This window comes from Saccharibacillus brassicae (genome assembly GCF_006542275.1).
Taxonomy (GTDB): Bacteria; Bacillota; Bacilli; order Paenibacillales; family Paenibacillaceae; genus Saccharibacillus; species Saccharibacillus brassicae.
The window spans coordinates 746,730-770,537 of sequence record NZ_CP041217.1 but is presented as its reverse complement, the minus strand read 5'-3'; the positions used below and the strand labels follow the sequence as shown (position 1 = coordinate 770,537).

Below are 23,808 nucleotides of genomic sequence, written 5' to 3'. Positions count from 1 at the left end.
TCCGCGTTCGGTTCGATTTATTCAAAAGGTAGCCCGGGCAGGGCCCGCGTTTCGCTGTCGGCGAAACGCGGGCTTTTTGCGCAGGGCGGCAAAAGGGTTCGGAACGTTTGTTCCCGTTTTCTGTTTTTCTGCCGCGCGATGCGGTATACTATAAGAAGAAGCTGAATACGAGATTGCAGAACAAGGAGGCCGTCGGCCGATGACTTTACAGATTAGGCTCGGACGTTCCGGAAGCGGCAAAACCAGCCGGATTCTGGACGAGATTCGCGCGAAAATGCAACAAGACCCGCTGGGCCCGCCGCTGCTGCTGATCGTGCCGGAACAGTCGACGTTCCAGACGGAATACGCGCTGTTTGCCGGCAAGGAAGGCGGGGGAAGCCTGCGTGCCCAGGTGCTCAGTTTCCACCGCCTCGCGTACCGCGTCATGCAGGAGACGGGCGGTTCCGCGCTGACGGCGATCGGCGACGAAGGCAAGCGGATGCTGCTGTACCGGCTGCTCCGGGAGCGCCGCGGCGATCTGCGGCTGTTCGGCGCGTCGAGCGAGCAGCCGGGATTTATCGCCAAATTGAACGATTTGTACACGGAACTGAAACGGTACAAAATCGATTCGGCCGTGCTGGAGCAGCATATGCAGGACCTCGTGTCGGCCGGCCATTCGCCGCTGCTGCGCGAGAAGCTCGAAGACGCGCTGCCGGTATACCGGGATTTTGAGAGCAAGCTGTCCGAGTTGTACGTCGATTCGGAAGATACGCTGATCCGCCTGGCGGAGCAGTTGGGGGAATCGTCGCTCGTGCGCGGGGCGCAGGTATGGATCGACGGATTTTACGGATTCACACCGCGCGAATACGAAGTGATCGCGGGGCTGCTCGGGACGGCGGAGTCCGTCGTGTGTTCGCTGACGCTCGACCGGCCGTACGACGGCGGGGAACGACCGGACGACCTGGATCTGTTCCACCAGACCGCTTCGACTTACCGGAAGCTGTGCAAGCTGGCCGAAGGCGCGGGAAGCGGCTGCGAGACGGTAGAAGCCGAAGCGGGTTCGCTGCCGCGCTTCGCGGGCAGCCCGCTGCTGGCCGCGCTGGAAGAACAGCTGCGCGGCGGCCGGCGCGGAGCGCGGGAAGTCGGCGAACGCGAACGGCTGAACGCCGACGGGGAAGCTGCGATCACGCTGCACGCCGCCAACGATCGCCGGGCGGAAGCCGACGCGGCGGCGCGGGAGATGCTGCGCCTGTCGCGGGAGCATGGGGCGCGTTATCGGGACATGGCCGTTTTCGTGCGTAATTTGGACGATTACGAGTCGGTGCTGGCGCCGGTGTTCGAAGAATACGGCATTCCGGTGTTCACCGACCGCCGCAAAAACGTGCTGCATCATCCGCTCGCCGAATTCGTGCGCGGCGCGCTTGACGTCGTGCAGTACCGCTGGCGGTACGAAGACGTTTTCCGCTGCGTGAAGACCGACCTGCTGCTGCCGGAAGAGCGGGAAGGCGGTATTTCGCGCGACGATATGGACCGCCTGGAGAACTTCGTGCTGGCGTCGGGCATACGCGGCACGCGCTGGACGGACGGTCGGCCGTGGCGCGACGCGCCCAAAATGTCGCTCGACGACGAAGGACGTCCGGTAGTGGAAGAAGAAGCCGCGGAATCGGCGGCGCGCATGGAGCGGCTCGAAGCGTGCCGCGACCGCATCACGGCGCCTCTGGCCGCGTTCGAACGCGAACTGAACCGGGCGGGTACGGCCCGGGAAATGTGCGAAGCCGTCTACCGGATGCTGGACGCGGCCGAAGCGCCGCAGCGTCTCGACCGGATGGCGCACGTCTCGGCGCAGCAGGGCGATCCGCAGGCGGCGGACGTGCATCGGCAGATCTGGGGAGCGATGATGGATCTGCTCGACCAGATCGCCGAGCTGATCGACGCCGAGGAAGTGACCGTGGAGCAGTTCGCGGGCATGCTGGAGACCGGCATCGCGGGCCTGACGCTCGGCCTCGTGCCTCCGGCGCTCGATCGCGTCCTGCTCGGCGATATGACCCGGACGCGTCCGCTCGGTATCCGGTACGCGTTCGTGCTCGGCCTCAACGACGGCGTCGTGCCGCTGTCCCCGCTGCAAAACGGGCTGCTGAGCGAACCGGAGCGGATTCGCCTGGCCGAAAGCGGGCTGGAACTCGCGCCGGGTTCGGAGCGGCGGCTGCTCGACGAGAAGCTGCTCGTCTACCATACGCTGACCAGCGCTTCGCACAGGCTGTGGCTGAGCTACGCGCTCAGCGACGACGAAGACAAGCCGCTGCTGCCGTCGGAGATCGCGCTCGACCTGCGCGCCGCGTTCCCGTTTATCGGCGAACGCCGCGAAAATGCCCTGCCGCTGCCGGGCCTGCCTGCGGCCGAATACCGGAATTTCGTCACGCGGCCGGAAGCGACGCTGCCGCATCTGCTGTCGCAGCTGCGGCTGTGGAAAGCGGGCACCGAGATCCATCCGCTGTGGTGGGACGTGCTGAGTGCTTACCAGGAACGGCCCGAATGGGAATCGCTGCTCGTCAGCCGGCTGGCTTCGCTCGTGTACACGAACGAATCGGACCGGCTGACGCGGGAGACGAGCCAGCGGCTCTACGGCCGCAAGCTGCGTTCGAGCGTCTCGCGCATGGAGAAATTTACGGCCTGCGCGTTTTCCCATTTCGCTTCGCACGGGCTCAAGCTCAAAGAGCGGCAGCTGTACAAGTTGAACGCGCCCGATATCGGGCAGCTGTTCCATGCGGCGCTGAGCGATATCGCCATGCGGCTCAAACTGGAGAACCGCAGCTGGGGCTCGCTTTCAGCCGAGGAATGTCTCGCCGAAGCGCGCGCGGCCGTCGACAAGATCGCGCCGAGGCTGCAGGGCGAGATTCTATTCAGCACGAGCCGGTACGGCTATATTTCGCGCAAGCTGATGGATATCGTCGGCCGGGCTTCGATCATTTTGGGCGAGCAGGCCCGCCGGGGCGATTTCGAACCGCTCGGCATCGAACTCGATTTCGGTCCCGGCAAAGACCTGCCTCCGCTGATGTTCGAGCTGGACAACGGCTGCACGATGGAAATCGTGGGCCGGATCGACCGGGTCGACGTGGCCGAAGGCGAAGACGGGCTGCTGCTGCGCGTGATCGATTACAAGTCGAGCGGCAAGGAGCTGCATCTGCACGAAGTGTATTACGGATTGTCGCTGCAGATGCTCACCTATATGGACGTGCTGCTGACCCACGCGGAAGACTGGATCGGCGCGCCGGCGCTGCCGGCGGGAACGCTCTATTTCCACGTGCAGAATCCGCTGCTGACGTCGGCCAACGGCATGGCGCGCCAGGAAGCGGCGCAGGAGATGCTCAAGCGCTTCAAGATGAAAGGGCTTGTGCTGGCCGACCCGGACGTCGTATCCAAAATGGACCGCGACCTGACGAGCGGCCAGTCTCCGGTCATTCCGGTCGCGGTCAAAAAAGACGGCGGCTTCTACAGCAGCTCGACCGTCGCCGATCCGCAGCAGTGGGAATCGCTGCTCAAAGGCGTCCGGCGCAATATCGCGGGCATCGGCAGACGGATCACGGAAGGCGAATCGGAAGCCCGTCCGTACCGGATCCAGCAGGAAAAAGCGTGCGATTTTTGTCCGTACCATTCGGTCTGCCAGTTCGATGAGAGCCTGGACGATTCGGGTTACAACCATCTGGGCAAACCGGGACGCGACCGGGTCTGGGACCTGTTTCGCGAAGCGGACGGAGACGTCTACAGGGAGGAGAATCGATAAATGGTCATAAACATTGCCGACAAGCCGGAAGGCAGCCAATGGAGCGACGATCAATGGACGGCGATCGCCGCTTCCGGCGGCAACATGCTGGTTGCCGCGGCGGCCGGTTCGGGCAAAACGGCGGTATTGGTCGAACGGATCATCCGCAAAGTGACCGATCCCGCCGGAGGAACCGGCGTCGACCGGATGCTTATTGCCACCTTTACCAAAGCGGCGGCGTCGGAGATGCGCCAGCGGATTCGCGACGCCCTGAACAAGGAACTGGCGGCGAATCCGCAGGATGAACATCTGCGCCGCCAGCTGTCGCTGCTCGGGCAGGCGTCGATCACGACGCTGCATTCGTTCTGCCTCGAAGTGATCCGCCGTCATTACACGCTGATCCCGCTCGATCCGGGCTTCCGGATCGCGAACGAGCACGAGAGCAAGATGATGCGCCAGGAGACGCTGGAAGAACTGTTCGAAGAAAAGTACGCGCTGGAACAAAACGGTGCCACGTTCCGGCGGTTGATCGACTGGTTCGGCGGCGAACGTTCCGACGATCCGGCGTTTGCGCTCGTGCAGCGGTTGTACGATTTTGCGCGCAGCCATCCGTGGCCCGAGAACTGGCTGCGGCAGTCCGCCGCCGATTTCCGCGTCTCCGATCCGGAGGCGCTCGGCGAGACGATCTGGGCGGCGAGCCTTGCGGCCGATGCCCGGATGGAACTTGCGGGTACGGAAAACTTGCTGCTGCGGGCGTTCGACCTTTGCTCGCTGCCGGGCGGACCGGTCCCTTACGCCGAAGCGCTGCAAAGCGACCTTGAGCAGATGCGCCGGCTGCGCGCCGCCGCGGAGCAGGAACCGTGGCCGAAGTTGTACGCGCACTTCGAGTCGCTTGCGTTCGTCACGCTCAAGCGGGTCAGCGCCAAAGACCAATACGACCCCGAACTTCAGAAGCAGGTCAAAGATCTGCGGGATGCGGCCAAAAAAGACCTGGGACGGATCCGGGACTTCTATTTCGGCCGTCCGCCCGAAACATTTCTGGCGGAACTGCACGAAGCCGCCCCGCTGATGGAAGAACTGGCCGAACTGACGATCGAATTCGGCGAACGGTACGCCAAAGCCAAAAAGGCGAGAGGGATGGTCGATTTCTCCGACCTGGAGCATTACTGCCTGCGTATCCTGCGCGATCCCGCTTCCGAGCCGGGACGCCCGGTTCCGTCGGCGGCCGCGCTGGAATACCGGGAGCGCTTCGACGAAGTGCTGCTCGACGAATACCAGGACATGAATTCGGTCCAGGAAGAGATCGTCTTGCTGATCGCGCGCGAAGGAGCCGGCAACCGCTTCATGGTCGGCGACGTCAAGCAGAGCATCTACCGGTTCCGTCTGGCGGAACCGGGACTGTTCCTGCATAAATACCGCGCTTACGGCAGCGATTTTTCGGACGGCGGGCTGCGCGTGGATCTGGCGCGCAATTTCCGCAGCCGGAATGAAGTGGTGGAAGCGGTCAACGGTATTTTCCGCCGCATCATGAATCAGCGGGTGGCGGAGATCGAATACGACGAGCGGGCCGAACTGGCGTACGGCGCTTTGTCGTACCCGGCGGCGCAGCATGACGAATACGCGCCGGAACTGATGCTGATCGAACGCGCAAACGCCGCGGACGGAGCGGATGGCGGCGAAGCGGCGGACAGCGAAAGCGCCCTTGCCGCGGAAGCGGCGGAGATCGAGACGGCGCGCCTCGAAGCACGCGCGATCGCCGCGCGCATTCACGAACTGACCGGACAGGCCGAAGGACATGCGCCGCTGATGATCTACGACAAAGGCGCGGGCGGACTGCGTCCGGCGGCCTACGGCGACATGGTCATCCTGCTGCGCGCGGTGAGCGCGTGGGCGCCGCTGATGATCGAGGAGCTGCGGCTGGCCGGCATTCCGGCGATCGGCGATGCGGCGCGGGGGTATTTCGACGCGACCGAAGTCGAGATCGTCATGTCGCTGCTCAACATCATCGACAATCCCCAGCAGGACATTCCGCTCGCTTCGGTGCTGCGTTCGCCGATCGTCGGATTGAACGAAGACCAGCTGGCGCGGATTCGGCTGCACGGCCCGCGGCTGTCGTTCTACGACGCGGTCCGCGCAGCGGCCGGGACCGACTCGGACGCGGAGATCCCGCAGGAAAGCGGCGGATCTTCGGCGGAGCGTTCCGACGCGGCGTCGGCAGGTTCCCTGCCCGGCGAAGCATCCGGCGATGCGGAGCTTGCCGGCACGCTGCGGCAGTTCCTCGCTTCGCTTGAACGCTGGCGGGCTCTCGCGCGAAGCGGGGAACTCAGCGAACTGATTCGCACGCTGTACCGCGAGACCGGCTATGCCGACTGGGCGTCGGGTCTGCCGGGCGGAGCGCAGCGCCGGGCCAATCTGCTGGCGCTGCATAACCGGGCGGTACAGTTCGAAAAATCGACTTCGGCGCAAGGGTTGTTCCGCTTCCTGCGCTTCGTCGAACGGCTCAAGGAAAACGGCGGCGATCTGGCCGAAGCGCCCGCCGAAGCGCTGCACGATTCGGTGCGCGTCATGACGATCCACAAAAGCAAAGGGTTGGAGTTCCCGGTCGTCTTCATCGCCGGGCTGTCCAAAAATTTCAATATGCAGGATCTGAACGCTTCCTTTATGACGCATAAGGAACTGGGCTTCGGCCCGCGGTTCGTCGACGAAGAGAGCCGGGTCGGTTATCCGACGCTTCCCGCGCTCGCCATTCGCCGGCGGATGCAGATGGAACTGCTGGCGGAAGAGATGCGCGTGCTCTACGTGGCGCTGACGCGCCCGCGCGACAAGATGATCCTCGCCGCTTCGGTCAAAGACCTGCCCGCCCGCATCTACTCCTGGATGCAGGCGGCCGGAGGAGCGGAAGGGATCGCCGATTATACGCTCGCCAAAGCCCGCTCGTACATGGACTGGATCGGGCCGGCGCTGATCTTCGAGCCGGGAGCGGCAGAGCTGCGCGGCTTGTCGGACGCATCGCTGCTGCCCGACGATGCCTTCGCCGGACACGGCTGGACGTTCTCCGTCCGGTCCGGCGATGCGGAATCGGCCGCCGAACGCGACGGGGAAGAGCTGTACGCCGAGCGGATTCAGCGCCTCAAAGCGCTGATCGCCGGCGAGTCCGCGGGCGATCAGGGCGAGCGCTCCAGGTTCGCCGAGCGGTTCGCGTGGCGTTATCCGCATGAAGCGTCGGGCATGGCCGCGGCCAAAACGTCGGTCACCGAAATCAAGTCCCGCTTCGCGGGAGACGATTATCCGGCCGCCGACGCGCTGGAAGCGGCGCGCCTGCTGGCGGGATATGGCAGCGAAGTCGACGAGCGCGAAGCAGGCTCCGCGCCGCAGGGCGATCAGACGCCCGGCGATACGGACCGCTCCGCCGGGCCGGCCGGAGGCACGACGCTGCAGCTGCGGCGTCCGCGCTTCATGGAACGGCGCAGCTTGACCGGAGCCGAACGGGGAACCGCGTACCATACGCTCATGCAGCATCTGCCGCTGCATGCCGATACCGGCGAGCGCGAAGTAACCGAGACGCTGGCCGAACTCGTTCGCAAAAACATCCTGCTGCAGGCGGAAGCCGATACGGTGCAGGCCGGCGACGTCGCCGGCTTTATCCGCAGCGATATCGGCAGCCGGGCCGTCTCGGCGGAATGGCTTCGCCGCGAACAGCCGTTCAGCACGGGCGTCGGCGCGGACGAGGAGCTGGGTTCGCTGGTGCTGCCCGTTTACGGAGGCGCCGCCGGCATTCCGGAATCGGAAGACGCGCGGCCAAGCGCGAACGGCGCGCGCCGGATCCGGCTGGAAAGGTTGCCGGGAGAGCGGGTGCTCGTGCAGGGCGTGCTGGACTGCCTGTTCCGGGAAGACGGCAAGCTGATCCTGCTCGATTACAAGACCGACCGGATCAAGCCCGGACGGGGTATCGAAGAGCTGGCCGACCATTACCGGTTCCAGCTCGACTTTTACGCCCGGGCCGTCGAAGACATGCTCGGCGAGCCGGTGCACGAGAAATGGCTGTACTTTTTCGATGGAGGTCAGGGCGTTCGCTTGTAGCGCTGCCGGATCGGTTGACACATAGACAGAACGGCTTGGAAGCCGTCACGGGAGGAGCTCCAACGATGCGCGTGCTGCATACGGCGGACTGGCATCTGGGGAAAACCCTGGAAGGCCGGAGCCGCTTCGAAGAACAGGAAAAATTTATGGACGAACTCGTCGGGATCGTGCGGCGGGAAAAGGTCGATTTGATACTGATGGCGGGAGACGTCTACGATACGGTCAACCCGCCTGCGGCGGCGGAGCAGCTTTTCTACGAAAGCGCGGCCCGGATTCGGGCGGAAGGTTGTCTGCTGGCTGCGATCGCGGGCAATCACGATCATCCGGAACGGGTAGCGTCCGTGCGTCCGCTTGTAAAAGGCAGCGGCATTTCGCTTGTCGGCCTGCCGACTGAACGGGCGCTGAAGCTGAACGTGCCGAGAACAGGCGAACAGGCCGTGATCGCGGCGCTGCCGTATCCGTCGGAAGCCCGGCTCAACGAGCTGTTGACGATTGACGGCACCGACGAAAACTTGCTGCGCAAAGCGTACAGCGAACGGGTCGGCCTGCTGATGCGCAAGCTGGCCGAAGAATTCTCGCCGAGCACCGTCAATCTGGCGATGAGCCATATTTACGTGCTTGGCGGGCTGGAATCCGATTCGGAACGTCCGATTCAGGTCGGCGGCGCCTACACGGTCGATCCGTCGGCGCTGTCGTGCGGCGCGCAGTATACGGCGCTTGGCCATCTGCATCGTCCGCAGGCGGTCAAAGGCGACGCGATTATTCGCTACAGCGGTTCGCCGATCGCGTACAGCTTTTCGGAAGCGGGGCAGACCAAGTCGGTCATGCTGATGGAGATCGAACCGGGCAGCGCACCGAAGCTGCAGGAGATCTATTTGTCCTGCGGACGTCCGTTGGTGGAATGGAACGCCAAGGAAGGTCTGGCGCAGGTCCAATCCTGGCTGGATGAAGGCCGCGATGCCGGCGCGTTTATCGACCTGCGCATCACGCTGACCGAAGCGATGGCGCTGGGCGAGATCCAGGCGCTGCGGCGGGCATGCGACGGGCTCGTGCATATTAGGCCCGTCTATCCGCAGCTGGAGCAGATCGATATGCCGGAAGAACGGGTACGGCTGCCGATGCACGAATTGTTCAAGACGTTCTATCGCCGGCAGACCGGCGGAGCGGAGCCGGACGACGCGCTGATCTCGCTCTTTATGGAATTGGCCGCCGACGAACGGGAACAGCCGGAAGGAGGCGAAGTCGAATGAAGCCGATTACGCTCCGATTGTCCGGTCTGCAAAGTTACCGCGAAGCGCAGGAGATCGATTTCACGGAACTGTGCGAAACGGGTTTGTTTGGCATTTTCGGTCCGACGGGCAGCGGCAAGTCGACCGTGCTCGACGCGATCACGCTCGCCATGTACGGCAAAATCGAACGGGCTTACGGCGGCACGCAGGGCATTATGAACCATTCGGAAGACACGCTGTACGTCGCGTTTACGTTCGAGCTGGAATCGGCCGCGGGCGTGCGGCGCTTCCGCGTGGAGCGCCGCTTCAAGCGGACCGGCGAAGTGTCGGTCAGCAATACGCTCAGCCGGTTCATCGAGGTCAAGCCGGAAGGCGACGAAGTGGTAGCCGACAAGCTGGCCGAAGTGACCAAAGCGGTCGAAGAACGAATCGGCCTCAAAATGGACGATTTCACCCGCGCGGTCGTGCTGCCGCAGGGCAAATTCGCGGAATTTCTGTCGCTCAAAGGCAGCGACCGCCGGCAGATGCTGCAGCGGCTGTTCCATTTGGAACAGTACGGCGACCGGCTGGTGCAGAAGTTGAGCAAGCGCACGCGCGAGACGGAGTCCGCGCTGCGCACGCTCGAAGCCGAGCAGCAGGGGCTCGGCCTCGCTTCGGCCGAAGCGGTCAAAGACGCGAAGGCGGCCCTGGACGCGGCCGGCCTGGCGGCCGAAGCCCGGCGCGCGGAGCTTGACGCGGCGGCCGAGGAACACGGCCGGCTGACGCGCGTACGCGAACGCGCGGGCGAGCGCCGCGAGACTGCGGCGGCGCTCGGGCAGCTGCAAGCGCGCGGCGAAGAGATCCGTGAGCTGCAGGCGCGCACGGAGCGGGCGCGCGCGTCGGCGGCGCTGCTGCCGGCGCTGGAACGTTTCCGGGCGGCATCGGCGCGCTCGGAACAGCTGGCCGCCGCCGCGGGGCGGCTTCAGGCCGCGCTGGGCGAAGCGCGCGGGCGGGCCGACCTGGCCGCGTCGGCCGAAAGCGCGGCGCGCGAAGGGCTGTCCGGCGAAGAGCCGACGCTGCTGCGCCGCATCGCCGAACTGGAACAGGCGCTGCAGCTTGAGCGCGAACTGGAGACGCTGCGCGAAGAGAGCCGGCGGCTCGAACGCGGCCGGACCGAAGCGGCGGCGCGCCTGGAACGGGCGCGTAGCGACGCCGACGAGCTGCGGCGCAAGCTCGACAAGGCCGCGCAGCTGCGCGGCGAACTGCAGGAGCAGCTCGTCGGCTGCGAAGTGCGCAGTTCCGACCGGACGGAACTTGAAGTCGCCGGCCGGCTGGCGGATTCGATCGCCGGGCTCGAAGCGCAGCTTCCGGACATTCGCCGCGACCTCGAAGAAGCGCGGCGCCAAGAGGCGGAAGCGGAAGCCGAACTGTCCGCCGGCCGCGAGCGGGAAGTTGCCTGCCGCGCCGATCTGCTCCGCGCGGCGGAGAACGCCGAGCGGCACGCCGCGTCGCTGGATGTGTTCGACAGGGAGATCGCCGCGCTGATCGAAGCGGCCGAAGAGCGGCAGTCGCTGCTCGAACAGGCGGACCGCGATTCCGCGCAGCGCCGCATGGCCGCCGAGCTGGCGCACGCCCTGACCGACGGCGAGCCCTGCCCGGTCTGCGGCGCGACCCATCATCCGCTGCCGGCGGACGAAGACGCTTCCGCCGCCTCGGCCGCGGCGGAACTCGAACCGCTGCGTGCCCTGCAGCTCCGGGCGCGCGAGCTGCGCCTCGCCGCCGCCCGCCTGCGGCAGGGCGGCGAAGGACTGGCCCGGCGCCTGCGCGAAGAACTGGCGCAGACCCCGGGCGGCTCCGCCTCCGGGCAGGGTCAGCCCTCTCCCGGCGTCGAAGCCGCACCCGCGCAAGCGCCCGATTCGGCGCCTGCCCCCGCAGCTTCGCCCGCATCCGCCCTCGCGGGCGATGCCGCTTCCGCGGCTTCGCCCGCGCCGGACCTTGCATCCGCGCCTGCTCCCGCGGCTTCGCCCGCGCCTGCCCTCGCGTCCTCGCCTACCCTCGCGCCTGGGACCGCCTCCGCGCCCGAGCCCGCCCCCGCAATCCGCCCCGCTTCCCCGCAGGCCTGCGCGGACGAACTGCTCCGCCTGCAGGAAGCGGCGGAACGCTTCGAGCGCGAATCCGCGCAGCTCGACAGCGCCGCGCGCGACAGCGAACGCGCTTTGGCCGCCGCTTCGCGCGCAGCCGAAGCGCCGCGCGTCAGGCTCGACGGCGCTGCGCGTCAGCGCGTGCGCGCCGAAGAACGCCTCGGCGAGCTGGAACGCCGCCTGGCGGAAGCGGAGCAGCAGTGGGCGGCTTCGTTCGCCGGACTGCGGCGGGAAGAACTGGAAGCCAGACGCGCGGATATTCGCGACCGGGACAGCCGGGCCGAAGAACTGAAGCGCCGGCTCGACAAGAGCGGTCCCGTTATCCGCGATATGGAAACGGCGCTGAAAGCGCACGAGCAATCCGCGGCCGAAGCGGAACGCGGCCTGGTGCTGTTCACGGCGCAGGCCGAAGGCCGGGCGGAACTGCTGGCCGAGAAAGAACGGCGCCTGCGCGAGACGTCCGGCGGCGATTCCGCGGCCGAGCTGCTGCGCCTGGCGTCGGAACGCCTGGAGAGCCTGCGCGAAGCGGCGGAGCGGACGCGGCTTGAACTTGAAGCGGCGCGCCGCACATGGCAGACCGCGGCGAACGATTCCGCCGCGGCGCAGCAGGCGGCATTATCGGCCGCCGAACATGCGTCCGCCGCCGAGCAGGGCTGGAACGAAGCGCTGGACGGCTCGCCGTTCGGCGCGGCGGAAGAAGCGGAAGCCGCTGTCATGCGCGGCGAAGAGATGCAGGAAGCGGAGCGCCTTGCCCGGACGCACCGGGAGCGGGAGAACGAACTTTCCGCCCGGCTGCGGGAGCTGGAGAAGCTGCTCGGCGGCGCCGACGTGTCGGAAGATCAATGGGCGGCCTGCGCCTTGCGGCTGGGCGAAGCCCGGCGGCAAGACGAAGAAGCGCTGTCCGCCAAAGCGCGGGCGCAGCGCGACCTCGAAGACGTCTCGGTCCGCAACGGGCGCTGGAACGAACTGGAGCAGGTGCGCCGCGTGACCGCCGCCGAGATGGAGCGGCTGTCGAAGCTGCAGGCCTGCTTCCGCGGCAACGCGTTCGTCGAATACGTGGCCGAAGAGCAGCTGATCCAGATCAGCCGCGCGGCGTCGAGCCGGCTGCGCTTTTTGACCAAGCAGCGTTATTCGCTGGAAGTCGATTCCGGCGGCGGATTCGTCGTATGCGACGACGCGAACGGCGGCGTGCGCCGTCCGGTCTCGACCTTGTCCGGCGGAGAGACGTTTTTGACTTCGCTGTCGCTCGCGCTGGCATTGTCGGCGCAGATCCAGTTGAGAGGCGAATATCCGCTGCAATTCTTTTTCCTGGACGAAGGATTCGGTACGCTCGATCCCGAGCTGCTCGACACGGTCATCACGTCGCTTGAGCATCTGCACAGCGACCGGCTGTCGGTCGGCGTTATCAGCCACGTGCAGGAGCTGCGGGCGCGCCTGCCGCGCCGCCTGATCGTGCAGCCGGCCGACCCTGCCGGAGCCGGCTCCAAAGTGCTGCTGGAGAAAATGTAGCCTGCGGAACGTGACGCAGATCACAGATACAGATTCACCGGGCTGTTACACTACAGTCAGCCGACATGCCATGGAAGTCCCCCGAAGCGCCAACTGTTCGAACGTCCCATACGTTCGCTCCGGCCGGCGCTTCAAGCAAACGAATCCCGCCGGGATTCGCGGGGGGCTTCTTTTTTTGTTTTTTGCGCGCATAATCGGTACAATAAACGGAGCCGAATGCCCAACCCCGTACCTATGAGGAGGAACACAGATGAGCGAGACGATTTTTACGAAAATTATTCAGGGCGATATTCCAAGCCGAAAAGCGTTCGAGAACGAACGGATCTACGCGTTCCACGATATTCAGCCCGCGGCTCCCGTTCACGTATTGATCGTACCGAAAAAGCCGATTCCGTCGCTGAACGATATTGCGGACGAAGATCTGGCCGTGATCGGAGAAATTCACCGCGTCGCCGTGCAGCTGGCCGAAGAGCTGGGCATCGCGGAGAGCGGATACCGCGTCATCAATAACTGCGGCCGCGACGGCGGCCAGACGGTGCCGCATCTGCATTTCCATCTGCTCGGAGGCGGCAAGCTCGGCGCGCTGACCGGAGCGTCGGACTCGCACGCTTGACTGATCGGCGCAGCCGGGCATCGTGAGGTGGGCCCGGTAAGCGGGAATGCGCCTGTTGGGGTCGCTTTTCCGCTCCGGCAGCATTTGTTTTGATGGCGCAAAGCGCGCGGCTTGGGCCTTCGGGGTTCAAAACCGCCTGCTTGCCGGCTGGATCGAAACAGACTTTTTTATAGGCATTGACACGGACTTTTGTTTTCGCCTATAATGAAAGTTGATTAACCGTGTTATGCTCTTGGACGGTCTGGTCGGAGGGAGGGGAAACTGGTGTCTGAAACTAAAGTTCGCAAAAACGAGACTATTGATGCTGCTCTTCGCCGCTTCAAACGCTCGATCGCAAAAGACGGCGTGCTGGCGGAAGTTAAAAAGCGCAAGCATTATGAGAAGCCTAGCGTAAAGCGCAAGAAGAAGTCTGAGGCTGCTCGCAAAAGAAAGTTCTAAGTAGTGTTTAACCCGGTCGCTTTTTTTGGCGATTCGAATAACACGTCTTGGTAGGAGGATTTATTGTTAAATGAATCTTAGCGAACGATTAAACGAAGATATGAAGCAAGCCATGCGGAGTAAGGATAAATTCAAACTCTCGACCATACGAATGATTCGCGCGACGATCAAGAACCAAGAGATCGATTTGAAGCGGACTTTGGATGACGCAGAAGTGCTTGAAATTCTGAGTCGTGAGATCAAACAGCGCAAAGATGCCCTCCATGAATTTGAAAAAGCAGGTCGTGACGATTTGGCCGAGACTGTCAAAGCCGAGATCGTTATTGTTGCTGACTATCTTCCTACCCAGCTTAGCGAAGAGGAAGTGAAAGCCATTGTACAACAGACCATCCAAGAAACCGGCGCTTCTTCCAAAGCCGATATGGGAAAAGTCATGGCCGCTTTGATGCCGAAAGTCAAAGGCCGTGCCGATGGGAAGTTGGTTAATCAAGCGGTTCAGCAGGGCCTGCAATAAACGAGCGAAACGAACACCCTTCCGGGTTTCCGGAAGGGTGTTTTTGTTGTTTTTTTAGTAAAACGGGATTTTTTTGGAACCTCGCGGCCGAAAGCACGTATACAATACTGAGAAACTGTTGTTTCGTCAAGCCTAAACAGAGGGAAATGAAGAGTAACAAGTTGTTTCGTAAGCGCCTCACATTTTAGAGAAGGAGGGGAAATCGATGCATACACAAGCACGGTCCAAATGGTGGGTAGGATTCGCCGCGGCGCTGTGGGGTGCCGTCTGGCTGATCGGGATTCCGTTGATCGTCTGCACCTCGTTCGTGTCTACGGCTTCTGCGGCCGGTACGGCCGTTTCGTCGCAGGGCGCCGAGCAGGCCGGGTTTTTGTCGGATCTTTCAGGATTTCTGACAGAGCCCGTCATGCTGACGCTGCTGCTGTTTATCGGACTTGCCGGCGTAGTGATCGAACTGCTCGTGCCGGGACTCATTTTTCCGGGAGTGCTCGGGGTCAGCGCGTTCATCCTGTATTTTTTCTCCAGCACGTTCCAGGGTTTGGCCGATCCTTACGTTTGGCTGCTGTTCGCAGCGGGAATCGTTTTGATGGCACTCGAAATCGTTCTGCCGAGTTTCGGGATACTGGGCCTGCTCGGAGCGGGCTCGCTTATAGGGGGAGTGGTTATGGCAGCATGGGCAACCGGACACGCTTTGCAGACGCTCGGAATCGCTTTCGTATTGGCCGCGGCGGCTGTAGGCATCGTCGTATTCGTGTTCAAGGAGCGGGGCATTTGGAATCGCTTCATTCTTAAAGACAGTTTGACGTCCGAAGCCGGTTACAATTCCGCGGTCACGCGGTTCGAACTGGTCGGACGCGACGCCGTTACCCTGACGCCTCTGCGTCCGTCGGGCACCGTCCTGATCGAAGGCGAACGTCTCGACGTCGTTAGCGACGGCGCTTTTATCGAACGCGACAAAGCGGTCGTCATCGTCAAAACGGAAGGCGGCCGTATCGTCGTTCAGGAGAAATGGCACAGCGGGCTGGGACCGATCGAACCGATCTGATCTCCGTCCAGCCAGCAAGACGCGCACTCACGCAACAGTTCACGCAACAGAACGACATAACGGAGTTTGAGGCCGCCGAACCGGAACCCATTTTCGCTTCGGCGCTGCGAACCCGAAACTTGGAGGGGTACTTATGGCAGATGCAGTTTGGATTACTCCGCTGCTCATCGTAGTGGTAGGCATTATTCTTTTGAGCATTTTCTTCAGCTTTTTCCCGGTCGCCCTGTGGATCTCGGCGCTCGCTTCCGGTCTGCGTATCAGCATCATTACGCTGGTCGCCATGCGTTTGCGGCGCGTAACGCCGTCCCGGATCGTCAATCCGATGATCAAGGCGCACAAAGCGGGCCTGACGCTGACCATCAATCAGCTTGAGAGTCACTATCTGGCCGGCGGTAACGTCGACCGCGTCGTCAATGCGCTGATCGCGGCGCATCGTGCCAATATTCCGCTCGAATTCGAACGGGCGGCCGCGATCGACTTGGCCGGCCGCGACGTGCTGCAGGCGGTACAGATGAGCGTTAACCCGCGCGTCATCGAGACGCCGAACGTTTCGGCCGTTGCGCGCAACGGTATCGAAGTGGTCGTTATTGCCCGCGTTACCGTACGTGCGAACATCGACCGCCTTGTCGGCGGCGCCGGCGAAGAAACGATCATCGCCCGTGTCGGCGAAGGCATCGTTACGACTGTAGGTTCCAGCGATACGCACAAGGAAGTGCTGGAGAATCCGGACAAAATCTCGCGCACGGTGCTTGAAAAAGGACTGGATGCCGGTACGGCGTTCGAAATCCTGTCGATCGATATCGCGGACGTGGACGTCGGCAAAAATATCGGCGCTTTCCTGCAAACCGAACAGGCGGAAGCCGACAAACGGATCGCCCAGGCCAAAGCCGAAGAACGCCGCGCCATGGCCGTAGCGGAAGAACAGGAAATGAACGCCCGCGTCGTCGAGATGAGAGCGAGAGTCGTCGAAGCCGAGTCGGAAGTGCCGATTGCTATGGCCGAAGCGCTTCGCAATGGCAAAATCGGCGTCATGGATTATCTGAACATCAAAAATCTCGAAGCCGATACGGAAATGAGAGGTTCGCTCGGCGGCATGAACGTGACGCATGTCGACAAGCAGGACCCGAACAAATAAGGCGACACAAGTAATCAGGCGGAACAGGAGGGGATATCGTGCCCCAATTCTTGGATTGGATCGTAAGCAATTTCTTCATCGTCATCATTATTATAGGTGCGCTGATGTCCGTGTTCGGCAAGAAGAAAAAGAATCCCAACGGAGGCGCCGAGCCGTTCGGCGGCCGCGGCGCTTCCGATCCGGGCAGGCAGGCAACGCGGCCCATGCAATATGAAGAAGAACAAGCCGGGCCGCGCCAGTCTCCGTTCGGCCGCGCTCCGGCTCCGAATCAGCAGAGAGCGGACGTTCGCGGCACCGACTCGGCTTCCCGCGAGAATAAGCGTCCCGAGAGAACGAATCTGGAAGAAGCTTCGCTTCAGATGCACCAGGAAATCGAAAAAAGGCTGCAAGCGGCCCGTTCGCAGCAGAAACGATCCGAAGGGGTCCCCAAGGCCGTACGCGAGATCGACCGCAAGTCGACCCGGGGCGGCGGCAGCCGTCCGCAGACCGCCGCTTCCTACCGGCAGGTAGGAGGCCGGGCCGCACCTGCAGAGACGCCGGTCGCCGCGGCGGACCTGTTCGTCAAACCGACGGCCGAAGATCTGCGCAAAGGGGTCATGTGGGCCGAGATCCTCGGCACGCCCCGTTCCAGAAAACCGTATCACTCCGGGCGCAGGTAATTCTGCGGAATCGCCGTTTCCCGACGGCGCAGCTGCCGGCCTTTTCCGTCCCCGACGAAAAAGGCCGGCTTTTTGCGTCCTGCGCGTCCCCGAACACGCTCCCAAAATCTTTTGCATGGGGCCTCTTAGAATGGTAAAGTTGAGAAATAAGGTTTGATCCGGCCGCTGCCGGATTCCGTCGGCCCGAAGCGGCAGGCGGAATCCGCGCGGCGCCCGGCAGTTCAAGATTCCGATAGGCGAACAAGGGCCCGGTTCCGCACAGGAAGCCGAGGCCTCCCATTATATCGATATTAAGGAGACTGAGAGCTTTTGACAGAACAGACGAGAAGTATCAAAATTCCGCTGCATAACGCGGGAGAAGGTTTGGCCCTGTTTGGTCCGCAGGACACGTATCTCAAGTTGATCGAACGGCAGTTCGGAGCACGGATCGACAGCCGCGAGGAAGAAATTGGCATATACGGACCCCAACAGGAAGCGGATCAACTGGAGCAGCTGTTCGACGTCCTGCTGCAGTTGGTTCGCAACGGCTACAACTTGACCGAACGGGATGTGCAGTACGCGCTTGATCTGGCCAAAGATTTCCGCGCCGATCAACTGCTCGACCTGTTCAAAGGCGAAATCGCCCTGACGTTCCGCGGCAAGCCGATTCGTCCCAAAACGATCGGCCAGAAGCATTACGTCACGACGATCAAGAAAAAAGACATCGTGTTCGGTATCGGTCCGGCCGGTACCGGCAAAACATATTTGGCGGTCGTCCTGGCCGTAACCGCGCTCAAGGAAGGTCTGGTCAAGCGTATCGTGCTGACGCGTCCGGCTGTCGAAGCGGGCGAGAGCCTCGGCTTCCTGCCGGGCGATCTGCAGGAGAAAGTCGATCCGTATCTGCGTCCGCTCTACGACGCGCTGTACGACGTCATGGGCACGGAGCAGGTAGCCAAAGCGCTGGAGCGCGGCCTGATCGAGATCGCGCCGCTCGCGTATATGCGCGGACGGACGCTCGACGATGCGTTCATCATTTTGGATGAAGCCCAGAACACGACGCCCGAGCAGATGAAGATGTTCCTGACGCGGATCGGATTCGGTTCCAAAATGGTCATCACGGGCGACGTCACGCAGATCGACCTGCCGCGCGGCAAAAAGTCTGGCCTGGTCGAAGCCCGGCTGATCCTGAACGAAATTTCCGATATCGGCTTTGTCACGTTTGCCCAGGAAGACGTCGTTCGTCACTCGATCGTACAGAAAATCATCGTGGCTTACGAAAAGGCAGCGGAAAGCATCGAATAAGAACCGATTCCCAAACGATAGCGCGTCTTTCATTTTGGAATAGGCTCAGGAGTCTAATACCGGAGGTTCTTCCACATGGCTTCAAAAGAAAAATGGAACAGAAAAACCGATCCCAAAATTTCCGGCTGGAAAAACAGTCGTCTCGTCAAGCTGGCTTTGTTCGCCCTGATCACGATCATGTTCTACGTCGGGCTTGCGCCCAAACTGCTGCCCGAAAAATACGATATCCAGGTCAACATGCCGAGCGACAAGGAAATTCTGGCTCCGGCGCAGATTCCGAACAGCAAAGCGACCCTGCAGGCGCAGGAAGAAGCTGCGGAGCGCGTGCAGCAGGTATACCGCATCGTGCCGCTTCGCAACGATACGCTGATCAATCAGCTGCTGGACCGGATCGATACGCTGAATCAGGACGACCAGCTGACGGAAGCGAACAAAATCGAGATTTACCGGGAAGAGCTGCCGCAAAAAGTCAATCAGTTCATGGCGAACAGCATTCGTGGCAGCGGCAGCAACGGAGCGTATTCGGCCGCGCTGCTGCGCGAAGTACAGACGCGGCTCGGCGAGCAGGAGTACGATATTCCCGAAGAAACGTTTTACAAGATCCCGGCGCTCACTTCGATCCAAATCCAGCAGATGAAGTCGGAAGCGACCGGAATCGTGTCCCGGCTCATGAGCGATCAGGTGGCGGATGCCCAGACGGCGCGCGCCCAGGTCGCGGAGTTCGTCAGCCGCAGCACGTTGACCGACCGCACTTCGCGCGAGGTCGTGCAGGAGCTGATCAAGCTCGCGATTACGCCGAACCGGTTCTATGACGAAGAAGCGACCAAGGAAGCGGCCGTGCAGGCCCGCGAGAATACCGAAACGGTATATATCGAGCAGGGCGACGTGCTGGTGCAGCGCGGCGAGACGATTACGCAGGACATGTACAATCTCCTCAAAGAGAACGACATGCTCAAGACGGAGATCAATTACTGGCCGCAGTTCGGCCTGCTGCTGCTGTCCGGCCTGCTCTCGCTCGGGATGTTCCTGTTCACGCGGCTCAGCGGCAACGAATTCAAATACAGCAATCCGCAGCTGCTCATGATCATCTTGATCTATTTCATCATGCTGATCGCCATGCATCTGACGGCGCTCGTGCAGAGCGATACGGCGCGGTACGTCGGTTATCTCGCGCCTGTCGCTATCGGCTGCACGCTCATTACGCTGCTGCTGAACAATCCGTTCGCTTATTTCAGCGCCGTCATTTTCTCGGTGCTCGCGAGCGTCGTACTGAATGCCGGACAGACGGGAAGCGACATTTTCGATTTCCATTTCGGCTTCTATACGCTTGTCGTCTCGTACGCGGCCATCTTCACCGTGCACCGGGCCAGCCAGCGGTCGACCCTGCTCAAAGCAGGCATCATGGTCAGTTTGTTCGGCGCGTTGGCGGTATTGGCGCTGTCGTTGATCGGAGATCCCGATCCGGACCGCAACACGATTCTGTATCCGGTCGCGTTCGCGTTGGCTTCGGGCCTGCTGACCGCCATTTTGGCGATCGGGCTTATGCCGTTCTTCGAAGTGACGTTCGGCATTTTGTCGGCGCTCAAGCTTGTGGAGCTGTCGAATCCGAACCATCCGCTGCTGCGCAAGCTGCTGATCGAGACGCCGGGCACGTACCATCACAGCGTCATGGTCGGCAACTTGTCCGAAGCTGCGGCGGAAGCGATCGGGGCCAACGGCCTGCTCTGCCGGGTCGGTTCGTATTATCACGATATCGGCAAGACCAAGCGTCCGAGCTATTTTATCGAAAATCAGAACAATATCGAAAATCCGCACGATTCCATCGATCCGAAGCTGAGCAAGTCGATCATCGTGGCCCATGCGCGCGACGGCGTCGAGATGCAGAAAGAGTACAAGCTGCCCAAGCGTATCCGCGATATCGCGGAGCAGCATCACGGTACGACGTTCCTCTATTTTTTCTATCAAAAAGCGCTGAAGCTTGCGGAAGAACGCGGCGTCGAGCCGGACTTCACGGAAGCGGAATTCCGTTATCCCGGACCGAAAGCCCAATCGAAAGAAGCGGCGGTCGTCGGGATCGCGGACAGCGTCGAAGCGGCGGTCCGCTCGCTGCACAAGCCGACGATCGACCAGGTGGAATCGATGATCGGCAAGATCATCAAAAGCCGGCTGGACGACCAGCAGTTCAACGAGTGCGACATTACGCTCAAAGAGCTGGACGTGGTGTCCAAGACGCTCAAGGAAGCCGTAATGGGAATTTTCCATTCGCGGATCGAATATCCCGAAGAGGTCAAGCCCAAGACAAAGGAGAACTGAAGCATGAGCCTGCAACTGGAATGGAGCAACGAACAAGACCAATACGAGATTAGCGAGACGCTGATCGGGCAGCTGCGCCTGCTGCTCGAAGCCGCCGGACAGACGGAAAACGTGACCGACGGCGAAGTGGCGCTGACTTTCGTGGACGACGAAGAAATCCACCGGCTGAACAAAGAGTTCCGTCATATCGACCGGCCGACCGACGTGTTATCGTTCGCGATGCGCGAATCGGCGGGCGAAGAGCCGGAGATCGTGTACGAGATCGAAGCGGACGAAGCGGCGGAGCCGGCACTTGAGGAAATGCTGGGAGACATCATTATTTCCGTGCCGCGCGCCATCGCGCAGAGCGAAGATTACGGACATTCGGTCGAGCGGGAGCTCGGCTTTCTGTTCGTGCACGGATTCCTGCATCTGCTCGGCTACGACCATCAGACCCCGGAAGACGAAGCGGAGATGATGGCCAAGCAGGAAGCGGCTCTGCAAAAAATCGGGCTGACGCGCTGATGGACAAGCGGCGCACCTGGGGAGACGTATTTCGGAATGCCTGGGACGGCGTCCGGGCAACGGCTTCGACGGAACGAAACTTCAAGGTGCATCTGGCGCTGTGCGCGGCGGTGCTGCTTCTGGGTGCGCTGCTGCGGGTCCCCCGGCTCGACTGGGGACTGTTGTGCCTGGCGATCGGACTCGTGCTGTCCGCCGAATTGATGAACACGGCGGTGGAAGCTGCGGTCAACCTGACCGTGGGCGAACGGCTGCATCCGCTGGCCAAAAAAGCGAAAGATGCCGCCGCGGGAGCGGTGCTGGCTTCCGCGGTTTTCGCCGCCGTGATCGGCCTTATCGTGTTTGCGCCTCCGCTGCTGCGCTTGGCGCAAGACTGGGGCTGGCTGTAACGGGCGGACGGATGTACAATAGAATGCACCCGACAAGAAGCGGATACGGAGAGGGGAAACAGGTCGAATGGATGCAGCGGTACTGATTCAGGAAGCGATCAAAGCGCGGGCGCAGGCTTACGTGCCTTACTCGGGCTTCAAAGTGGGAGCGGCTCTGCTGGACGAGCACGGACAGGTGCACCACGGCTGCAATATCGAAAACGCGGCGTACGGGCCGTCCAACTGCGCCGAGCGCACGGCGCTGTTCCGCGCGGTGGCGGACGGCCATCGTCCGGGCAGCTTCAAGATGCTGGCCGTCGTCGGCGACACGGAAGGCCCGATCGCGCCGTGCGGCGTATGCCGGCAGGTGTTGGTGGAATTGTGCAAACCGGATATGCCGGTCATGCTGAGCAATATGAAGGGGGACATTCGCGAGACGACGATCGGGGAACTGCTCCCGGACGCGTTCGGTCCCTGGGATCTGGATAAGGCGTAAGGCAAGAGCAAGTGGCAAAAATGGAAAAAACGCATCAGACATCAAGAGGAGGAATAGAATGGAGAGCAAAAAAGGCTTCAAGTCCGGGTTCGTCGCTATCGTCGGCCGCCCGAACGTCGGCAAGTCGACGCTGATGAACCAGATTATCGGGCAAAAGATCGCGATCATGTCCGACAAACCGCAGACGACACGGAACAAGATTCACGGGGTATACACGGGGGAAGGCAAACAGATCGTGTTCCTCGATACGCCGGGCATTCACAAACGTCAATCGAAGCTGGGCGATTTCATGAACAACACGGCGCTGAACACGCTGGGCGAGGTGGAAGCGGCCATGTTCCTCGTCGACGCTTCGGAAGGCATCGGCGGCGGCGACCGCTACATTATCGAACAGCTCGGCAAGATCAAGACGCCGGTGTTCCTGATTATGAACAAGATCGACCTGATCGAACCGGAAGCGCTGCTGCCGCTGATCGAGACGTACCGCAAACTGTACGAGTTCGCGGAAGTGATTCCGATCTCCGCCAAGTTCGGCAATAACGTGAACACGCTGATGGAACAGCTGGGCAAATATTTGCCGGAAGGCCCGCAGTATTATCCGGCCGACCAAATCACCGACCATCCGGAACAGTTCGTGATCGCCGAACTGATCCGCGAGAAGATTTTGCAGATGACGCGCGAAGAAGTGCCGCACTCGATCGCCGTCACGATCGAAGACATGAAAGTGCAGGACAACGGTATCGTCTACGTGGGTGCGGTCATTTTCGTGGAACGCGATTCGCAGAAGGGCATTGTCATCGGCAAGCAGGGCGCCATGCTCAAGGAAGTCGGCAAGCGGGCGCGTCAGGATATCGAGAACCTGCTCGGCTCCAAGATTTTCCTGGAGCTGTGGGTCAAGGTGAAAAAGGACTGGCGCAACCAGGATCGCGTGCTGCGCGACCTCGGCTTCCACCGGGACGCCTAGGATGCTGTACCGTCTCGAAGGAATCGTGATTCGGGCGATGGATTACGGCGAAACGAACAAAATCATTACGCTCTGCACCCAGACGCACGGCAAAATGGGCGTGATGGTGCGCGGAGCGAAAAAGCTCAAAAGCCGGCACGGTTCGCTGACCCAGCCGTTCACGTACGGCATATTCAGCTTTTTCCGCGGCGGAAGCGGGCTGGGAACGCTGAACGACGCGGAAATCTACGAGTCGAACCACAAGCTGCGCGAAGATCTGGTGCTTGCCGCGCACGGCGCCTATGCCTGCGAGCTGATCGACCGGGCGCTGCAGGACGAAGATACCGGCAGTTTTTGGTTCGAGCAGCTGCAGGCTTTTCTGACCGGCATGCGGGAAGGCAAAGATCCCGAAGTGATGATGCGCTTGTTCGAAATGAAGATGCTGCAGGCGTCCGGCTACGGACCCGAACTCGACATTTGTTCGGCCAGCCGGCGTCCGGTCGAAGGCGATGCGCTGATCAGCCCGCGTCTTGGCGGCGTGCTCAGCGTGCCTTTTCGCGCGGCCGATCCGTACGCGGTTCCGGTGTCGGCCCGCACGCTGTCGCTGCTGCGCGTATTCGCGCGGCTCGACCTGCGCCGCCTCGGCAACGTGGACGTCAAGCCGGAGACCAAAGCCGAACTGAAGATCGTCATGGAAGCGCTGATGCGCGAACATATCGGCATCAACTTGAAATCCAAGCGGTTTCTGGATCAGCTGGATCAGTACGGCTTTGACAAATAACCGTTCGGGTTTTACAATAAAGGTAGATTGCTGAAAGTTTCGCA

General features: G+C 61.9%; 17 protein-coding genes. All 17 read left to right on the top strand.

What is annotated here, in order from left to right:
- Window positions 1-199: 199 nt before the first annotated feature.
- The 17 genes from addB to recO all read left to right on the top strand — a co-directional run bounded on the left by addB (window position 200) and on the right by recO (window position 23,764).
- Window positions 200-3,760: a helicase-exonuclease AddAB subunit AddB gene (addB, locus tag FFV09_RS03045; RefSeq protein ID WP_141446317.1), complete on the top strand. Its 3,561-nt coding sequence runs from the start codon at window positions 200-202 to the stop codon at window positions 3,758-3,760.
- Complete coding sequence (gene addA, locus FFV09_RS03040; RefSeq protein ID WP_141446316.1) at window positions 3,761-7,819, top strand: helicase-exonuclease AddAB subunit AddA; 4,059 nt, start codon at window positions 3,761-3,763, stop codon at window positions 7,817-7,819.
- Window positions 7,820-7,884: 65 nt separating this feature from the next.
- Entirely contained in the window at window positions 7,885-9,069 is a 1,185-nt protein-coding gene (locus FFV09_RS03035; protein WP_141446315.1) for an exonuclease SbcCD subunit D, read from the top strand.
- Window positions 9,066-12,677 carry an AAA family ATPase gene (locus FFV09_RS03030; RefSeq protein WP_141446314.1) on the top strand — a complete coding sequence of 1,204 codons (3,612 nt, stop codon included), beginning with the start codon at window positions 9,066-9,068 and terminating at the stop codon, window positions 12,675-12,677. Before FFV09_RS03035 ends, FFV09_RS03030 begins: the two co-directional genes overlap by 4 nt.
- 250 nt (window positions 12,678-12,927) lie before the next feature.
- Complete coding sequence (locus FFV09_RS03025; protein WP_141446313.1) at window positions 12,928-13,290, top strand: histidine triad nucleotide-binding protein; 363 nt, start codon at window positions 12,928-12,930, stop codon at window positions 13,288-13,290.
- Between the two features lie 264 nt (window positions 13,291-13,554).
- Entirely contained in the window at window positions 13,555-13,728 is a 174-nt protein-coding gene (gene rpsU / locus FFV09_RS03020) for a 30S ribosomal protein S21 (RefSeq protein ID WP_005547957.1), read from the top strand.
- 70 nt (window positions 13,729-13,798) lie between these two features.
- Window positions 13,799-14,242 carry a GatB/YqeY domain-containing protein gene (locus tag FFV09_RS03015; RefSeq protein ID WP_141446312.1) on the top strand — a complete coding sequence of 148 codons (444 nt, stop codon included), beginning with the start codon at window positions 13,799-13,801 and terminating at the stop codon, window positions 14,240-14,242.
- A gap of 205 nt (window positions 14,243-14,447) precedes the next feature.
- Entirely contained in the window at window positions 14,448-15,287 is an 840-nt protein-coding gene (locus tag FFV09_RS03010; protein ID WP_141446311.1) for an NfeD family protein, read from the top strand.
- A gap of 133 nt (window positions 15,288-15,420) precedes the next feature.
- Window positions 15,421-16,422, top strand: coding sequence for a flotillin-like protein FloA (floA, locus tag FFV09_RS03005; protein WP_141446310.1), 1,002 nt, complete (start codon window positions 15,421-15,423; stop codon window positions 16,420-16,422).
- A 38-nt stretch (window positions 16,423-16,460) separates the two neighbouring features.
- Entirely contained in the window at window positions 16,461-17,081 is a 621-nt protein-coding gene (locus FFV09_RS03000; RefSeq protein ID WP_141446309.1) for a hypothetical protein, read from the top strand.
- Between the two features lie 309 nt (window positions 17,082-17,390).
- On the top strand, window positions 17,391-18,362 hold the full coding sequence (locus FFV09_RS02995) for a PhoH family protein (RefSeq protein WP_141446308.1): 972 nt from the start codon (window positions 17,391-17,393) through the stop codon (window positions 18,360-18,362).
- A 75-nt stretch (window positions 18,363-18,437) separates the two neighbouring features.
- On the top strand, window positions 18,438-20,675 hold the full coding sequence (locus FFV09_RS02990; protein ID WP_141446307.1) for an HD family phosphohydrolase: 2,238 nt from the start codon (window positions 18,438-18,440) through the stop codon (window positions 20,673-20,675).
- Window positions 20,676-20,678: 3 nt separating this feature from the next.
- Entirely contained in the window at window positions 20,679-21,179 is a 501-nt protein-coding gene (gene ybeY, locus FFV09_RS02985; RefSeq protein ID WP_141446306.1) for an rRNA maturation RNase YbeY, read from the top strand.
- Window positions 21,179-21,565, top strand: a complete 387-nt coding sequence (locus FFV09_RS02980) for a diacylglycerol kinase family protein (protein WP_141446305.1) — start codon at window positions 21,179-21,181, stop codon at window positions 21,563-21,565. The genes ybeY and FFV09_RS02980 overlap by 1 nt, the downstream gene beginning before the upstream one ends.
- Before the next feature lie 67 nt (window positions 21,566-21,632).
- Window positions 21,633-22,040, top strand: coding sequence for a cytidine deaminase (locus tag FFV09_RS02975; RefSeq protein WP_141446304.1), 408 nt, complete (start codon window positions 21,633-21,635; stop codon window positions 22,038-22,040).
- Between the two features lie 58 nt (window positions 22,041-22,098).
- Complete coding sequence (gene era, locus FFV09_RS02970; RefSeq protein WP_141446303.1) at window positions 22,099-23,004, top strand: GTPase Era; 906 nt, start codon at window positions 22,099-22,101, stop codon at window positions 23,002-23,004.
- 1 nt (window position 23,005) lies between these two features.
- Window positions 23,006-23,764 carry a DNA repair protein RecO gene (recO, locus tag FFV09_RS02965; protein WP_141446302.1) on the top strand — a complete coding sequence of 253 codons (759 nt, stop codon included), beginning with the start codon at window positions 23,006-23,008 and terminating at the stop codon, window positions 23,762-23,764.
- Window positions 23,765-23,808 lie beyond the last annotated feature (44 nt).

Coding starts and splice junctions, on each gene's coding strand:
- addB (WP_141446317.1), top strand. CDS start 200: ATGACTTTACAGATTAGGCTCGGACGTTCCGGAAGCGGCAAAACCAGC.
- addA (WP_141446316.1), top strand. CDS start 3,761: ATGGTCATAAACATTGCCGACAAGCCGGAAGGCAGCCAATGGAGCGAC.
- FFV09_RS03035 (WP_141446315.1), top strand. CDS start 7,885: ATGCGCGTGCTGCATACGGCGGACTGGCATCTGGGGAAAACCCTGGAA.
- FFV09_RS03030 (WP_141446314.1), top strand. CDS start 9,066: ATGAAGCCGATTACGCTCCGATTGTCCGGTCTGCAAAGTTACCGCGAA.
- FFV09_RS03025 (WP_141446313.1), top strand. CDS start 12,928: ATGAGCGAGACGATTTTTACGAAAATTATTCAGGGCGATATTCCAAGC.
- FFV09_RS03015 (WP_141446312.1), top strand. CDS start 13,799: ATGAATCTTAGCGAACGATTAAACGAAGATATGAAGCAAGCCATGCGG.
- FFV09_RS03010 (WP_141446311.1), top strand. CDS start 14,448: ATGCATACACAAGCACGGTCCAAATGGTGGGTAGGATTCGCCGCGGCG.
- floA (WP_141446310.1), top strand. CDS start 15,421: ATGGCAGATGCAGTTTGGATTACTCCGCTGCTCATCGTAGTGGTAGGC.
- FFV09_RS02990 (WP_141446307.1), top strand. CDS start 18,438: ATGGCTTCAAAAGAAAAATGGAACAGAAAAACCGATCCCAAAATTTCC.
- ybeY (WP_141446306.1), top strand. CDS start 20,679: ATGAGCCTGCAACTGGAATGGAGCAACGAACAAGACCAATACGAGATT.
- FFV09_RS02980 (WP_141446305.1), top strand. CDS start 21,179: ATGGACAAGCGGCGCACCTGGGGAGACGTATTTCGGAATGCCTGGGAC.
- FFV09_RS02975 (WP_141446304.1), top strand. CDS start 21,633: ATGGATGCAGCGGTACTGATTCAGGAAGCGATCAAAGCGCGGGCGCAG.
- era (WP_141446303.1), top strand. CDS start 22,099: ATGGAGAGCAAAAAAGGCTTCAAGTCCGGGTTCGTCGCTATCGTCGGC.
- recO (WP_141446302.1), top strand. CDS start 23,006: ATGCTGTACCGTCTCGAAGGAATCGTGATTCGGGCGATGGATTACGGC.